This is a genomic window from Granulicatella sp. (genome assembly GCF_057274575.1).
In genome coordinates, this window is record NZ_DBHISP010000003.1 from 65,988 (window position 1) to 82,611 (window position 16,624).

A 16,624-nucleotide genomic window follows, 5' to 3' on the forward strand; every position below is an offset into this window, starting at 1 on the left:
GGGAATATTGAGGCACATAGGGTGCGGGGAAGGAAGGTATTCATGAAATATTCAGAAGAGGGATTACAATATCATATCCATACACGTAAAGGGGATGTAGGTCGCTATGTGATTTTACCAGGGGATCCAAAACGCTGCGCTAAAATTGCGGAACACTTTGAGAATGCGCAGTTAGTAGCCGATAACCGCGAATATGTTACGTATACAGGATACTTAGACGGAGAAAAAGTAAGTGTGACATCAACAGGGATTGGTGGACCGTCAGCTGCAATTGCGCTTGAAGAATTAGTACGAAGTGGTGCAGATACATTTGTCCGTGTTGGAACATGTGGAGGAATTGATATCGACGTTAAAGGTGGCGATATCGTAATTGCGACAGGTGCGATTCGTACAGAAGGGACAACACGCGAGTATGCTCCGATTGAATTTCCAGCCATTGCGAACTACGATGTCGTAACAGCGCTAATTAATGCGGGTAAAGGCTTAGGATACACAACACATGCAGGGGTTGTGCAATGTAAAGATTCATTCTACGGACAACATGAACCACAAGTGATGCCGGTCAGCTATGACTTACAAAACAAGTGGGAAGCTTGGAAACGTCTTGGCGTGAAGGCTTCTGAAATGGAATCAGCAGCGTTATTCGTTGTGGCGAGCCACTTAGGCGTTCGCGTAGGATCTACTTTCTTAGTAGTGGGGAACCAAGAACGTGAAGCGACAGGGTTATCAAATCCAATCGTACATGATACAGAAGCAGCCATTAAAGTAGCGGTTGAAGCACTTCGTAATTTAATTAAAGAAGACCGTGCAAAATAAGAAAGAGGGATTATATGGAAATCAAAGAAACCTTGAAAACAGTTGATCATACATTACTATTGCCCGCATCTACTTGGAGTGAAATCAAAGAGATTTTAGATGATGCGATGAAATACGAAACTGCTTCAGCATGTATTCCAGCTTCTTTTGTCAAACGTGCGAGCGAATATGTGAATGGAAAATTAGCTATCTGTACCGTTATCGGATTCCCGAACGGTTATAGCACAACAGCAACCAAAGTCTTTGAGACAAAAGATGCTATCGAAAACGGAGCTAGCGAAATTGATATGGTCATCAATATTGGAGACGTGAAAGATGGACGTTTTGATGTTGTGGAAGATGAAATTCGTCAAATTCATGAAGCATGTAGCGGTCATATCTTAAAAGTCATTATTGAAACAGCACTTCTTACAGAAGAAGAAATCATCAAAATGTGCAAAGTCGTAACAAAAGCGGGTGCGGAATTTATTAAAACTTCAACAGGATTCTCAACGGCGGGTGCGACATTTGAGCATGTAGCATTAATGAAGAAACATGTTGGTGAAGGCGTTCTTGTGAAGGCTGCTGGAGGAATTTCTAGCATCGAAGATGCAGAAAAATTCATCGAATTAGGAGCAAGTCGTCTTGGAACAAGTCGGATTGTGAAAATCGTGAAGAATCAATCGGTCGAAGAGGGTACTTATTAGTCCGAAAAAACCAGATAAAATCTAACTTTCCCAAGTGTCGTCAACCTTGACGAGGCTTGGGATTTTGTGTATAATAATATAACGCAATAAGTGTGGATTTTAATCGGTGTGAGGGTTGAAATATTGTCCAATTCCTTACAAGTAAAGGCTTAAAACAAAAGAATTTGCATTTTTCACAAATGACCGCAAACAATTCTTTTGGTTTTTTTTTGTTTAAAAATCGACCGAAATCTTCATTTGTTACGAACTTTTAATAAATGTCATCATATTGTAACATTTATCAATACTAATTATTAGGGGTGGAAGAGTTGGCACATCATGATGTGAAATACGGTAGACACCGTGTGCGTAGAAGTTATGCACGAATCAGTGAAGTATTAGAATTACCTAATCTGATTGAAATCCAAACAGATTCTTACCAATGGTTCTTGGATGAAGGAATCCGTGAAATGTTCAAGGATATTTCTCCAATTGAAGACCATACTGGAAATTTATCATTGGAATTCTTAGATTATGAATTACATGCTCCAAAATATAATTTACAAGAAGCTAGAAATCACGACGCAAATTACGCGGCTCCAATTTACGTAAAAATGCGTTTAGTGAATAAAGAAACTGGAGAAGTGAAAGACCAAGAAGTATTCTTCGGGGACTTCCCATTAATGACTGAAATGGGGACATTTATCATTAATGGTGCAGAACGTGTAATTGTATCTCAATTAGTTCGTTCACCAGGTGCTTATTTCCATGACAGACCTGACAAAAACGGTAAAGCATTATATGGTTCAACATTAATTCCAAACCGTGGTGCATGGTTAGAGTATGAAACAGACTCAAAAGACATTTCTTATGTGCGTATCGACCGTACTCGTAAAATCCCATTAACGGTATTAGTTCGTGCGTTAGGTTTCGGTTCAGATGATCTTATCCAAGAAATCTTCGGGGATAGCGAAACATTACGTTTAACTCTAGATAAAGATGTTCATAAACGTATGGATGAATCTCGTACAGAAGAAGCCTTAAAAGATATTTATGATCGCCTACGTCCGGGTGAACCAAAAACAGCTGAAAGTTCACGTAACTTATTAACAGCTCGTTTCTTTGACCCACGTCGCTATGATTTAGCAGCAGTAGGACGCTATAAAGTAAATAAAAAATTACATCTTAAAAACCGTTTATTACACCAAACAATCGCTGAGAACTTAGTGGATCCTGAAACAGGAGAAATCGTTGTTGAAAAAGGAACAGTTCTAGAACGCGATGTAATGGAAAAAGTAGTAGAAGTGCTTGAAAAAGGCGCTAACCTATTTACTTTACATCCATCAGAAGACGGTGTAATCAAGGAACCAGTTACAATTCAATCTGTTGAAATTTATGCTCCAAATGATGCGGAACGTGTGATTAAAGTAATCGGTAACGGAAACGTAACTGAAGACGTGAAACACGTGACTGCAAGCGACATTATTGCAACAATCAGCTACTTCTTAAACCTTTACGAAGGAATCGGAACAACAGACGACATCGACCACTTAGGAAACCGTCGTATCCGTTCAGTAGGGGAATTACTACAAAACCAATTCCGTATCGGTTTATCTCGTATGGAACGTGTGGTTCGCGAACGTATGTCTATTCAAGACACTGCAACAGTAACACCACAACAATTAGTAAACATTCGTCCAGTCGTTGCAGCTATTAAAGAATTCTTCGGATCTTCTCAATTGTCACAATTCATGGACCAAACAAACCCATTAGGAGAGTTAACACACAAACGCCGTCTATCAGCGTTAGGACCTGGTGGTTTGACCCGTGACCGTGCCGGATATGAAGTTCGTGACGTTCACTATTCTCACTATGGTCGTATGTGTCCTATTGAAACTCCTGAGGGACCAAACATCGGGTTGATCAACAGCTTATCCACCTATGCGAAGATTAACAAATATGGTTTCATCGAAACTCCATACCGTCGTGTGGACTGGAACACTCATAAAGTTACAGATAAAATCGACTACTTAACAGCTGACGAAGAAGATAGCTTCGTTGTAGCGCAAGCAAACTCTCCATTAAATGAAGATGGAAGCTTCGTTAATGATGTTGTTATGGCGCGTTACGTATCTGAAAACTTAGAAGTGCCAGTAGAACGCGTTGACTATATGGACGTTTCTCCAAAACAAGTAGTTGCAGTTGCGACAGCATGTATCCCGTTCTTAGAAAACGACGACTCAAACCGTGCGTTGATGGGTGCGAACATGCAACGTCAAGCTGTTCCGTTGTTAAATCCTAAAGCACCATTCATTGGTACAGGTATGGAATACGTATCTGCGCATGACTCAGGGGTTGCCTTGTTATGTAAACGTGATGGTGTTGTCGAATTCGTTGATGCTAAAGAAGTACGCGTACGTACAGCTGATGGCTCATTAGATACTTACCAAATCACTAAGTTCCACGGGTCAAATGCTGGTATGTGTTACAACCAACGTCCAATCGTGTCACAAGGGGATAAAGTAGTTAAAGGCGAAATCCTAGCAGATGGACCTTCTATGGAAAAAGGTGAATTAGCATTAGGACAAAACGTTCTAGTAGCGTTCATGACTTGGGAAGGTTACAACTACGAGGATGCGGTTATCATGAGTGAACGTCTAGTTAAAGACGATGTGTATACTTCAATCCACATCGACGACTACGATTCAGAAGCTCGTGATACAAAACTTGGACCTGAAGAAATTACTCGTGAGATTCCAAACGTTGGGGAAGACGCATTGAAGAACCTTGACGCTGATGGAATTATCCGTATTGGTGCCGAAGTTAAAGATGGTGACATTTTAGTCGGTAAAGTAACTCCTAAAGGGTTAACAGAACAATCACCAGAAGAACGTTTATTACACGCAATCTTCGGTGAAAAAGCTCGTGAAGTTCGTGACACGTCTCTACGTGTACCTCACGGCGGTGGCGGTATTGTCCGCGATGTACGTGTGTTCACACGTGCAGCAGGTGATGAATTAGCACCTGGAGTAAACAAATTAGTTCGTGTATATATTGTCCAAAAACGTAAAATCAATGAAGGGGATAAGATGGCCGGACGTCACGGTAATAAAGGGGTTGTTTCCCGCATTATGCCGGAAGAAGATATGCCATTCTTACCAGATGGAACACCAATTGACATCATGTTGAATCCATTAGGGGTACCTTCACGTATGAATATCGGACAAGTATTAGAGTTACATTTAGGGATGGCAGCTCGTGAATTAGGTATTTACATCGCAACACCAGTATTCGATGGTGCACAAGATGAAGACGTATGGGGAACAGTTGAAGAAGCAGGATTGGCTCGTGATGCGAAAACTATTCTATATGATGGACGTACTGGGGAACCATTTGATAACCGTGTGTCAGTAGGAGTTATGTATATGATTAAACTTGCCCACATGGTGGATGACAAACTTCACGCTCGTTCAATTGGACCATACTCACTCGTTACACAACAACCTCTTGGAGGTAAAGCGCAATTTGGTGGACAACGTTTCGGAGAAATGGAAGTTTGGGCACTGGAAGCTTATGGTGCTGCTTATACATTACAAGAAATCTTAACGTACAAATCAGATGACGTTGTTGGTCGTGTGAAGACTTACGAATCAATCGTTAAAGGTCAACAAATTTCACGTCCAGGTGTACCTGAATCATTCCGTGTATTAGTAAAAGAATTACAAGCTTTAGGTCTTGATATGAAAGTACTGGATGCACAGGATGAAGAAATAAAACTTGAAGATATGGACGAAGACGAAGGAATTCGTTTCAGTGACGTTGAAAGAACAAATGAAAGACGTGCGCAATTAGATGAGTATTCTGACCGTGCAGCTGAATTATCAGCAGTAGAAGAAACTTCATCTGAAGACGAAAACGTTGACGAAGACGTTATTGAAGATGATTTTGAAATTGACGAAGAGTAATAGAACTATTGGAATCGTAGGGCAATTCCAAAAGAAAGGGAGGTAGGCCCCTTGATAGATGTAAATAATTTTGAAAGTATGCAGATTGGTTTGGCGTCACCGGATAAAATCCGTGAATGGTCACATGGGGAAGTTACAAAACCTGAAACAATCAACTACCGTACTTTAAAACCAGAACGCGATGGTTTATTCTGTGAGAAAATCTTTGGACCAACAAAAGACTTAGAATGTTCTTGTGGAAAATTAAAGAAAATTAATAATAAAGGGAAAGTCTGCGATCGTTGTGGCGTTGAGGTAACGCGATCAAAAGTTCGCCGTGAACGTATGGGACACATCGAATTAGCAGCACCGGTATCACATGTGTGGTACTTCAAAGGGATTCCAAGCCGCATGGGACTTGTGCTAGACATGAGTCCACGTGCGTTGGAAGAAGTCATTTATTTTGCAAGCTACGTTGTTATTGACGCTGGCGACACAACATTAATGAACAAACAATTACTAACAGAACGTGAATACCGTGAAAAACGTGCTGAATTTGGAACTCGTTTTCATGCAGCAATGGGTGCGGAAGCCGTTCAAGAATTGTTAAATAAAGTTGACTTAGAGGCTGAAATCGCTGAATTAAAAGAAGAGTTGAAAACAGCTCAAGGTCAAAAACGTACGCGTGCAATTCGTCGTTTAGATATTTTAGATGCCTTCAAAGAATCAGGAAACAAACCTGGTTGGATGGTCATGGATGTTATTCCAGTTATCCCACCAGATTTACGTCCAATGGTTCAATTAGAAGGTGGACGTTTTGCAACAAGTGACTTAAACGATTTATACCGTCGTGTGATTAACCGTAATAACCGTCTAAAACGTTTATTAGAATTAAATGCACCTCGTATCATCGTTCAAAATGAAAAACGTATGTTACAAGAAGCTGTGGATGCTTTAATCGATAATGGTCGTCGTGGCCGTCCAGTTACTGGACCAGGTAACCGTCCATTGAAATCATTAAGTCACATGCTTAAAGGTAAACAAGGTCGTTTCCGTCAAAACCTACTTGGTAAACGTGTAGACTACTCTGGACGTTCAGTAATCGTAGTAGGACCAAACTTGAAGATGTACCAATGTGGTCTTCCAAAAGAAATGGCGATTGAATTATTCAAACCTTTCGTAATGAAAGAATTAGTTGAACGTGAAATCGCTGGAAACATTAAGAGCGCTAAACGTAAAATTGAACGTTTAGATGACGATATTTGGGGAATCCTTGAAGAAGTCATCCGTGAACACCCAGTTCTATTGAACCGTGCACCGACACTTCACAGACTAGGGATTCAAGCGTTTGAACCAACTCTAGTAGAAGGTCGTGCAATCCGTCTTCACCCATTAGTGTGTGAAGCCTACAATGCCGACTTCGACGGAGACCAAATGGCGGTTCACGTGCCACTATCTCAAGAAGCTCAAGCAGAAGCTCGCTTACTGATGTTAGCGGCTCAAAACATCCTAAACCCTAAAGATGGTAAACCAGTTGTTACTCCATCTCAAGACATGGTTTTAGGGAACTATTACTTAACAATGGAACAAGAAGGCCGTGTTGGGGAAGGTATGTTCTTCAAAGACATGGACGAAGCAGTATTAGCTTATAACAATGGTTATGTACATTTACACAGCCGTATTGCAGTTCCGGCAAGCTCACTTGCTCATAAACCATTTACGGATTGGCAAAAAGAGAGAATGATGGTAACAACTGTTGGTAAATTATTATTCAACGAAATCATGCCAAATGAATTCCCTTACTTAAATGAGCCAACAATGGAAAATTTAGAAGTAGCTACACCAGATAAATACTTCTTAGAGCCAGGAGCAAACATCAAAGAAGAAATTGCTAAACGTGAAATCGTTTCGCCATTTAAAAAGAAAAACTTAGGTCAAATCATCGCAGAAGTGTTCAAACGATTCCATATCACTGAAACTTCAATGATGTTAGACCGTATGAAAGACTTAGGATACAAATTCTCAACTCGTGCTGGTTTAACAGTAGGGATTGCAGATATTTCAGTTGCTGATAACAAGAAAGAAATTCTTTCTGAAGCACATAAACAAGTCGACAACATCTCTAAATTATTCCGTCGTGGTTTAATTACAGATGACGAACGTTATGAACGTGTTATCGAAACATGGAACAAAGCGAAAGATGATATCCAAAAGGCATTAATTCGCACATTAGGTTCTCGTAACCCAATCTTCATGATGAGTGACTCTGGAGCCCGTGGTAACATCTCTAACTTTACTCAGCTTGCTGGTATGCGTGGACTTATGGCCGCTCCTAACGGTAAGATCATGGAATTACCGGTTACATCAAACTTCCGTGAAGGATTAACCGTTATGGAAATGTTCCTTTCTACTCACGGTGCTCGTAAAGGGATGACCGATACGGCTTTGAAGACAGCCGACTCAGGTTACTTAACTCGTCGTTTAGTAGACGTTGCGCAAGATGTCATCATTCGTGAAACAGACTGCGGAAGCGATCGTGGTTTAACAATTACTGCGATTAAAGAAGGAAATGAAGTCATTGAAACACTTGAAGAACGTATGTTAGGACGTTACGCTCAACGTTCAGTGAAACATCCTGAAACAGGTGAAGTGTTAGTAGCACGCAATGAAATCATTACTGAAGATATTGCTCGTAAGATTATCGAAGCTGGAATCGAAGAAATTACCATTCGTTCAGCCTTCACATGTGATACAAAGCATGGGGTATGTAAATACTGCTACGGACGTAACTTAGCTACAGGTTCAGAAGTTGAAGTTGGGGAAGCAGTTGGTACAATTGCCGCTCAATCTATCGGGGAACCTGGTACACAGTTAACAATGCGTACGTTCCATACCGGTGGGGTTGCCGGAGACGATATTACTCAAGGTTTACCTCGTATCCAAGAAATCTTCGAAGCGCGTAATCCTAAAGGGGTTGCGACAATTAGTGAAGTAGCGGGTGAAGTCGTTTCTATCGAAGAAAATGCTGGCAGTCGTACAAAAGAGATTACGATTAAAGGCTCTACAGATACTCGTTCTTACACAGTTCCATTTACAGCTCGTCTAAAAGTGGAAGAAGGACAAATCATCGATCGTGGTGCTCCATTAACGGAAGGCTCTATCGATCCTAAAGAATTATTACGTGTTCGTGATGTATTATCCGTTGAAAATTACTTATTACGTGAAGTACAAAAAGTATACCGTATGCAAGGGGTAGAAATCGGCGATAAACACGTTGAGGTAATGGTTCGTCAAATGTTACGCAAAGTTCGCGTCATGGATCCAGGTTCAACAGAAATCCTTCCAGGAACATTACTTGATATTGCAGACTTTACAGAACGTAACCGCTCTGCAATCATGAACGGTGAAGTACCTGCGACAGCTCGTCCTGTATTACTAGGTATTACAAAAGCTTCATTAGAAACAAACAGCTTCTTGTCTGCTGCATCATTCCAAGAAACAACTCGTGTCTTGACAGATGCTTCTATCCGTGGCAAGAAAGACCACTTACTAGGATTGAAAGAAAATGTTATCATCGGTAAGATTATCCCTGCAGGGACAGGAATGGCTCGCTACCGCAATATGGAAACAAGTACTTCAGAACCAGTATTAACAGTGGAACAAACAGAAGTTCTCGTTGGTGAACCAACTTCCTCTGAAGAGGACACAAATGAATAATCTGTGAATTCGAACACCCTATTGATATCTATCAATAGGGTGTTTTTTCTTAGATTGCTCATAGAGGGTTATTAAAACTTCTAACATAATAGTGTATAATAGCAAAAACTTAAGAATGGAGTGAAACAATGAAAAAAATAACAAAAATCTTAAGTCTTGCAGCCGCAAGCTTATTAGCCGCTTGTTCAAACCAAGCAGCACCTGCAAAAGAAACTATGACTGCTGCTCCTGAAATAACAGTGCAACAGTCAACGCAAGTTCCTGCTACAACTGTGACAGCCACCACAAGTACCGCCAATACAACTACTACTTCAAGTGGAGCGACAAATTCTAGTCAGTCGATTGGAAATCAAGATGCAATGCAGAAAGAATTGATTAAGGCGTTCCAAAAAGCTTATCCCGATTTGGATATAACAAAAATTGAACTTGTTTGTGGCACGTACTATGAAGTAGAAGCGATGAATAGTACCACTGAGTTTACATATCGATATGATCAAAACTCCAAAACTTTTATTCTAGCAGAACAAGATAACGCAAATCCTAATGAACATAATTTAGAAAAATTAGATCTTCCTAATTTAAAACAAGTTGATGATATGATTGCTATTGCACAAAAAGCATTTCCAACGGGTGTTCTTCGTGAATGGAGTGTTGATAAAGATCATGGGGATATTATTTGGGAGTTTGAATTTCATGAAAGTAACGGGAACGATGTTACAGTAAAAGTTTCAAACTCAACAGGGCAAGTTTTAGAAATCGATCGTTAAGAAGTATTCCTTACCCCGTCAAGGATTGGGTTTCCAATGCTTGACGGGGTATTTTTTTACCTAAATTAAGAAATTATCACGATTAAATGATTAAGAAATGATTAAGTTTTTTGAAAATTTAGAAAATTGAGCAGTTAAAAAAACGAATAAATTCATGAGATAGTGGGAATTAATAGTTAATAAAGGAAATAAATCATTAAAAAACATCAAATATATAATATTTTTAATAAAAAATAAAAACGATATCAAAAAAATGTAAAAGGTAGTATAATAAAAATGAATAAACGAAAGATAGGGGTAGTGTATATGAGTCAAGAATTGTACCAACTGATACCGTTGCTTCTTAAGAAGGTAAAAAAGCAAACAGAACTCAAAAATGCTGCCTTTGCTTTCCAGAATAAGACGGGAGCCGTTAAGTTTTTCTTTTTAATTGAAAAAAATCAACCACAAGATCTTCGCTTATTATTCTTTAAGAACGAAGAAGAACTTGTTCGATATCGACTGTCTGAAAGACTTGTTTCGATGTCGGATGAGGTTGTTGGGGAAGAAAAAACAGAAGCATTTTGGTTTCGAAAAGGCATTGAAATTCGATTTGTAAAGCGCAGTGAATTTGATGAGGGCGAAATGGAATACTTAAAACAAAAAGGATATCCCGTGAAAGGAGCTAGAGAATTACCGATTATCTCGAGCTTCAATGAACCATTCGACCTTTTTGCCGATTTAAAAAAGTCTGAAATTACTTTTGTACAACGAATCACTACAGTATTACTTCAAGAAGGAAACTGGGAAGAAATTTTAAAAGCGGCGAAAGTTCTTAAACAAAAAGAGGATTTTTACTCTGTTTTAGAATATAACCAAAAAACAAAACAAATTAAGTCTCTAGGAATCACTCGTAAGGAGATAAGTTTCGATTCGATTGAAGAACTCAAGCCATTTTTCCAAGTGAAGCCTGAACCCATTGTTGTTAGTGATTTTTCTCTTTTAAGAGCCAAAAAGATGATTCAAGGAATTCTTACAGGTAGCTGTGAAATTCAACTGACACTTTCTCCAATTGCTGCGATGGGATTCTATAAAAAAGGTGCTTTTATGCTGGCGATGGCCGATGAGAGAGAAATCATCTTTTTACAAGAAACAGATTTAGATACGAAAGCTATTCAAAATTATATTTTAGAAATCATCATGATGATGGAGGCAGTCCCACGTAGATTTATTACGAGTGGCCCTTTTGCAATGCGACTTTCGAATATGATCGATCAATTATTAAAACGCCTTGGAACAGATATCGTCATACTGGATGAACTTCCAACGATGAACCGTTATTCCAATTTAGCGAAAATGGATCTTCTATTGTCGCAAACGGATATTGATAATCTTCTCTTTTAAGGAAACGTCTGGAAACCCGTGCCCCCTCTTTACGTTTCCTCTAGTGTAGGTCAAAGGAGAGGCCAGAACTCAAACCTTTCTCAATGAGTTCATATGGCTCCCACGCAAAGTTGATTCGGCTTAAACAAAGAATCAAAGCTTTGTTTAAGTCAATCAACTAGTGCGATCATTTTTTTGAAATGGAACTCCCTTTAGAACCCTAAAAAAAGGCCTATTCACATCGAATAGGCCTTTTTTTATTAGATTTCATATTCGGTATATTTTGTACCAAGACTATCAAAAGTGACTTGGTTTTGCAGGAGCTCAATGATTTCTGCTTCAAAGTGTTCCACTTCTTGAACGGGCAGGCTACAAGTAAATTGCACGTCGTTTAGAAAGACTTTATCTACAATTGGAATCTGTTGAGTTTGGCAATAATATTCCACTTTTCCTACATGAGCATAGTTGAAAGTAAGAGACAGTTGTTCCTCAAGCCGACATTCTACCACTCCTATGGCTTTCAGGCCCTCACTTACCGCCCCAGAATATGCGCGAACGAGCCCACCAGCGCCTAGCTTTGTACCGCCAAAGTAACGAGTGACTACCACAGCAATGTCTTTTAATTCGTTTTTCTTCAACACTTCTAGCATAGGAACACCTGCTGTTCCGCTAGGTTCACCGTCATCCATTGCTCGTTGTACTTGGTCATTTTCACCAATGAGAAAACTAGAGCAGTTATGAGTGGCTTTCCAATGTTCCTTTTTGATCGTTTGAATAAATTTCAACGCTTCTTCTTCGTCTTTTACGCGGCTAAAATGAGTGATAAAACGAGACCCTTTGATCTCAATTTCATGGACTCCATTTTCTTTAATCGTTTTATATTTTTCTAACATTCTTTTCCCTCGCTTTCTTTCAGTATAGCATAAAGACCAAAGTATCTCCTGCTTTTTTTTAATGGTCAAATATGGTAGTATAGAAAGGCAGTATATGACTGGGGGAGTACGTATGATTCAGGTAACATTGATGGTTAGAATGACGTTAATTATTGCTTTTATCGTACTGAGTTACTGGGCGCTTCAAGGAATTCAAATTGAAAAAATTCTGAAAAAGGGGCGAGTACAAGAAGCACGAATCCTCTTTTTACTTATCGCCATTTGGATGGGCGCAAGTATAGCAAAAGTCATATTCGATTTATCAGACTATTTAAATCAGTATATTCAAAATGTGATACAGTAATTGGATTGAGTTTTCGGAGGTTTTTCATGGAAAAGATGATTGTTCGCGGTGGCGATACACGTCTTCAAGGGACAGTAAAAGTTGAAGGAGCTAAAAATGCGGTATTACCGATTTTAGCTGCGAGTATTTTAGCAGAAAAAGGTGTAACACATTTAACAAACGTGCCTAATTTATCAGATGTACATATGATGTTAAACGTATTAGGAAGCCTAAACGTATTAAGCACATTTGATGAAGAAGAAAAAGCGATTACGTTGAATGCTACAAAAGATATTACAACGACTGCTGCTTTTGAATATGTGAGCAAAATGCGTGCGTCAATCGTTGTGATGGGTCCACTATTAGCTCGTTTTGGACATGCGCGTGTGGCAATGCCAGGTGGATGTGCCATTGGTAGCCGTCCAATCGACCTTCACCTAAAAGGGTTCGAAGCGATGGGAGCAACCATCGTTCAAACAGAGGGATATATTGAAGCGCACGCGGAAGAATTACATGGGGCTCGTATTTACCTAGATTTTCCATCAGTAGGTGCTACTCAAAATATCATGATGGCAGCAACGTTAGCAAAAGGAACTACTCACTTAGAAAACGTAGCTCGTGAGCCAGAAATCGTGGACTTAGCAAATGTTTTAAATAAAATGGGTGCTAGAATTGTGGGAGCAGGGACAGAAAGTATGCGTATTGAAGGGGTAGAACGTTTAGATGGAACTATCCATTCTATTATCCCTGACCGTATTGAAGCAGGAACTTTCATGGTCGCAGCAGCAGTAACGAAAGGCAATGTGTTTATTGAAGATGCAATTGCAGAGCATAATCAGCCATTAATTTCTAAGTTAGGTGAAATGGGTGTTCAATTTATCGAAGAGGAAGATGGAGTTCGTGTGATTGGTCCAGATTCATTAAAACCAATCGATGTTAAAACATTACCTTATCCAGGATTTCCTACCGATATGCAAGCGCAAATGACGATTGCTCAATTACTAGCAATAGGAACCAGTACGATGACGGAAACAGTTTTTGAGAACCGTTTCAATCATTTAGAAGAAATGCGTCGTATGGGAGCTCAATTCCGAATTGATTCTCACACAGCTGTAATGACGGGTGCTTCAGTTTTGTCTGGTGCAGAAGTAAAAGCAACGGACTTACGTGCAGCGGCGGCATTAATTATTGCGGGTATGGTCGCTAAAGGATATACAAGAGTCACAGAATTACAGTTCTTAGACCGTGGATACTTTGAATTCCATGAAAAATTGCGTGCTTTAGGAGCAACGATTGAACGTGTGAACGAACCAGAAGGCCAAGCGTTTAGTAACGAAGATTTAGAAAGACTATTTGTAGTATAACATCATAAGGACGTAAGGAAGAGATTTCCTTCGTCCTTTATTTCTTTTATGCGACTTAGTGAGTTATAAAGACTAGAATATAAAAGAAGAATCGTTTAATTTTTTGTAAAAGGTCAAAAGCTTCTATGTGGTTTGAAAAGAATTTGTGGTACAGTATAATAGATTCAATTTAAAAGGAGGATTGTATGAACGAAGAATTTAATGAAAAAGATCATGTCGATCACGTGACGCATGATCAAGAACCAGAAGAGACAGTCGAACATCGTCATACAGAAGAGCCTACAAAACAATCGATTATAAAGAGAGCCTGGAATCATAGTATTATGTTAGCCATTCGTCGTTTTTGGAGAAAATTCCATGTGACGAAATTAATTCTTGTCCTTATGCTTACAGCTATTACCCTGTTTTCAGCATTTTTAGTATATACTGCTAAAACTACTGATGTCAGTGGCTTAAGAGCTGGGATGGTACAAGTAACAGAAGTTTATGACCGTAATAATCAAGAAGCGGGAGTTTTAAATATCAACAAAGGAGAATTTGTGACCATCGATCAAATCTCTCCAAATATGATTAATGCCCTTGTTTCTACCGAGGATAAGCGGTTCTATGATCATCATGGGTTTGATCCAATAGGATTCTTACGTGCCACATTTGGGTTATTACTCAATCGCGGTCGTGTTACAGGTGGAGGAAGTACCATCACCCAACAGTTGGCTAAAAATGCTTTTCTTACACAAGATCAGACGTTTTTGAGAAAAGCAAAAGAACTCTTTTTAAGTTTTGAGCTGGAAAAGAAATATTCTAAAGATCAAATTTTAGAGATGTATTTGAATAATGCCTATTTTGGTAATGGCGTATACGGAATCGAGAATGCGTCTTTACGCTACTTTGGTAAAAGTGCGAAAGATTTAACCATTAGTGAAGCTGCCGTATTAACCGGAAGCTTGAAGGCACCAAATGTGTATAATCCAATCGATGATATGGAAGCAACGGTGAAACGTCGTGCTACAGTATTACAATTAATGGTGACTAATGGAAAAATTACGCAAGAGGAAGCGGATAAAGCCGGAGCGGAAGTTATTACGGTTCAAGACGCTTATGTAGCAAACTCTCGTTATAAATATCCTTATTATTTTGATGCCGTTATTAACGAAATTACTAATAATTATGGGATTAGCGAAGAAGAACTGTTAAATAAAGGGTATAAAATCTATACAGGCTTAGACCAAAAGATGCAAGCCGATATGGAAGAAACCTTCTCCAATAGTTGGTTATTCCCGAAAGCTAGTGACGGAACGATTGCTCAAGCGGCTTCTGTGGCTATGGATCCACAAAATGGGGATGTCCTAGCTACGGTTGGAGGACGTACGAATGAGAAACATACCTTCCGAGGATTTAATCGTGCCACTCAATTGCAAGCACAACCCGGTTCTACGTTTAAACCATTAGCTGTATATACTTCTGCTCTGGAAGAAGGATACCAACCGAATTCTGTACTCGTGGATGAGAAACGTTCCTATGGGTCAGACAAATATACTCCAGAAAACTGGAATAAACAGTATCAAGGAACAGTTACGATGACAGAAGCGTTGAATCAGAGTTGGAATGCTCCAGCAGTGTGGTTATTAGATAAAATTGGTTTGAAAAAAGGAATCGAAAAAGCCCATCAGTTTGGGATTGAAACTGATCCCGGAGATGAATATTTAGGGATTGCTTTAGGCGGTCTCACAAAAGGGGTTTCTCCAATCCAAATGGCCTCAGCCTATACAGCTTTTGCCAATAAAGGTGTTCGTACGAAACCTCGTTTTGTTACTAAAATTGTAGATGCAAACGGGAAAGTCATTGTCGATAATACAGCGGTTAAAGACAATCGTGTAACGACAGAAGAAGTAGCTAAGAAGATGACAAGTATGCTTTTAACGGTCTATGGTCAAGAAGGGCTAGGCGCTCCATTTTCCCCTTCAGGTAAAATTATTGCCGGGAAGACAGGGACTACAGAAGCTCTTAATAATGAAAATGGTTCTAGAGACCAATGGATGATTGGATACACGCCGGATGTAGTGGTGGCGACTTGGATGGGATATGACCAATCCGGAAATTATTCTTTATCTGCTTCCAGTAGAGAAGGGGTAGGGCCACTCTTTAAACTAGAGATGGAAGGCTTACTACAATATACAGCCAATACGGCATTTAATGTAGAGCCTGTAAAAACCAAACAATCAAATCAAAAGAATCAAAATAATACGCTAGATAATTTTATTCAGGATGCCCAAAAGACTGGAGAACAAATCTGGAATCAACTTCAGGAATGGGGTAAAAATATCTGGAATAAATTTAATAATCGATAATACGAATGTACGTTCGTATTTGTAGTGTAGTAGGCGACGATATGTTATAATAAGACAAAACAATTAGGAGGATGAAAGATGAGTAATATTTATGATACAGCAAACCAATTAGAACGTGATTTGCGTGATTTAGCAGAATTCAAAACTGTAAAAGCAAGCTTCGAAGCCATTGAAGCAGATGAAACAGCAAAAGCATTATTCGATGAATTCCGTCAAGTGAATATTGAATTACAACAAAAACAATATTCAGGACAAGAAATTACGGAAGAAGATATTCAAAAAGCTCAAGAATTAGGACAAAAAGTGAGCGAAAATGAATATATTAAAGCGTTGATGGAAGCGGAGCAACGTTTAAATACGATTATGCAAGACATTAACCGTATCATTACAAATCCACTTCAAGAGCTTTATAATGGTAAATAGTTC

The 16,624-nt window shown here is 39.2% G+C and carries 11 protein-coding genes; 10 read left to right on the top strand and 1 reads right to left on the bottom strand.

All coding sequences use genetic code 11. The features are described from left to right. Positions 1–42: 42 nt before the first annotated feature. The 6 genes from udp (at position 43) to ACO5V7_RS02700 (ending at position 11,292) form a co-directional block, all read left to right on the top strand. Complete coding sequence (gene udp, locus ACO5V7_RS02675; protein WP_485484937.1) at positions 43–816, top strand: uridine phosphorylase; 774 nt, start codon at positions 43–45, stop codon at positions 814–816. Between the two features lie 14 nt (positions 817–830). Further along, complete coding sequence (gene deoC / locus ACO5V7_RS02680) at positions 831–1,502, top strand: deoxyribose-phosphate aldolase (RefSeq protein WP_485484938.1); 672 nt, start codon at positions 831–833, stop codon at positions 1,500–1,502. A 308-nt stretch (positions 1,503–1,810) separates the two neighbouring features. Then, a complete protein-coding gene (rpoB, locus tag ACO5V7_RS02685) occupies positions 1,811–5,446 on the top strand; it encodes a DNA-directed RNA polymerase subunit beta (RefSeq protein WP_485484939.1) in 3,636 nt (1,211 codons plus the stop codon). Positions 5,447–5,497: 51 nt separating this feature from the next. Further along, positions 5,498–9,142 carry a DNA-directed RNA polymerase subunit beta' gene (gene rpoC, locus ACO5V7_RS02690; protein ID WP_485484940.1) on the top strand — a complete coding sequence of 1,215 codons (3,645 nt, stop codon included), beginning with the start codon at positions 5,498–5,500 and terminating at the stop codon, positions 9,140–9,142. A gap of 128 nt (positions 9,143–9,270) precedes the next feature. Further along, positions 9,271–9,909: a PepSY domain-containing protein gene (locus tag ACO5V7_RS02695; RefSeq protein WP_485484941.1), complete on the top strand. Its 639-nt coding sequence runs from the start codon at positions 9,271–9,273 to the stop codon at positions 9,907–9,909. Between the two features lie 306 nt (positions 9,910–10,215). After that, positions 10,216–11,292 carry a hypothetical protein gene (locus tag ACO5V7_RS02700; RefSeq protein WP_485484942.1) on the top strand — a complete coding sequence of 359 codons (1,077 nt, stop codon included), beginning with the start codon at positions 10,216–10,218 and terminating at the stop codon, positions 11,290–11,292. Positions 11,293–11,531: 239 nt separating this feature from the next. Here ACO5V7_RS02700 and ACO5V7_RS02705 read toward each other — a convergent pair whose 3' ends face one another. After that, positions 11,532–12,164 (bottom strand): YigZ family protein, encoded by a 633-nt coding sequence (locus tag ACO5V7_RS02705; protein WP_485484943.1) that lies wholly within the window; start codon positions 12,162–12,164, stop codon positions 11,532–11,534. Positions 12,165–12,276: 112 nt separating this feature from the next. On the opposite strand from ACO5V7_RS02705, the gene ACO5V7_RS02710 reads away from it, so the two are divergent. The 4 genes from ACO5V7_RS02710 to ACO5V7_RS02725 all read left to right on the top strand — a co-directional run bounded on the left by ACO5V7_RS02710 (position 12,277) and on the right by ACO5V7_RS02725 (position 16,621). Further along, a complete protein-coding gene (locus ACO5V7_RS02710) occupies positions 12,277–12,507 on the top strand; it encodes a DUF1146 family protein (RefSeq protein WP_049555919.1) in 231 nt (76 codons plus the stop codon). A 26-nt stretch (positions 12,508–12,533) separates the two neighbouring features. Beyond that, positions 12,534–13,850, top strand: coding sequence for a UDP-N-acetylglucosamine 1-carboxyvinyltransferase (gene murA / locus ACO5V7_RS02715; protein ID WP_485484944.1), 1,317 nt, complete (start codon positions 12,534–12,536; stop codon positions 13,848–13,850). A 185-nt stretch (positions 13,851–14,035) separates the two neighbouring features. Beyond that, complete coding sequence (locus ACO5V7_RS02720) at positions 14,036–16,198, top strand: transglycosylase domain-containing protein (RefSeq protein WP_485484945.1); 2,163 nt, start codon at positions 14,036–14,038, stop codon at positions 16,196–16,198. Between the two features lie 78 nt (positions 16,199–16,276). Continuing rightward, entirely contained in the window at positions 16,277–16,621 is a 345-nt protein-coding gene (locus ACO5V7_RS02725; protein WP_070445929.1) for a YlbF/YmcA family competence regulator, read from the top strand. Positions 16,622–16,624 lie beyond the last annotated feature (3 nt).

What these genes read in the sequence shown, in the direction of transcription:
- udp (WP_485484937.1), top strand. Translation starts at nt 43, where the DNA reads ATGAAATATTCAGAAGAGGGATTACAATATCATATCCATACACGTAAA.
- deoC (WP_485484938.1), top strand. Translation starts at nt 831, where the DNA reads ATGGAAATCAAAGAAACCTTGAAAACAGTTGATCATACATTACTATTG.
- ACO5V7_RS02695 (WP_485484941.1), top strand. Translation starts at nt 9,271, where the DNA reads ATGAAAAAAATAACAAAAATCTTAAGTCTTGCAGCCGCAAGCTTATTA.
- ACO5V7_RS02700 (WP_485484942.1), top strand. Translation starts at nt 10,216, where the DNA reads ATGAGTCAAGAATTGTACCAACTGATACCGTTGCTTCTTAAGAAGGTA.
- ACO5V7_RS02705 (WP_485484943.1), bottom strand. Translation starts at nt 12,164, where the DNA reads ATGTTAGAAAAATATAAAACGATTAAAGAAAATGGAGTCCATGAAATT.
- ACO5V7_RS02710 (WP_049555919.1), top strand. Translation starts at nt 12,277, where the DNA reads ATGATTCAGGTAACATTGATGGTTAGAATGACGTTAATTATTGCTTTT.
- murA (WP_485484944.1), top strand. Translation starts at nt 12,534, where the DNA reads ATGGAAAAGATGATTGTTCGCGGTGGCGATACACGTCTTCAAGGGACA.
- ACO5V7_RS02720 (WP_485484945.1), top strand. Translation starts at nt 14,036, where the DNA reads ATGAACGAAGAATTTAATGAAAAAGATCATGTCGATCACGTGACGCAT.
- ACO5V7_RS02725 (WP_070445929.1), top strand. Translation starts at nt 16,277, where the DNA reads ATGAGTAATATTTATGATACAGCAAACCAATTAGAACGTGATTTGCGT.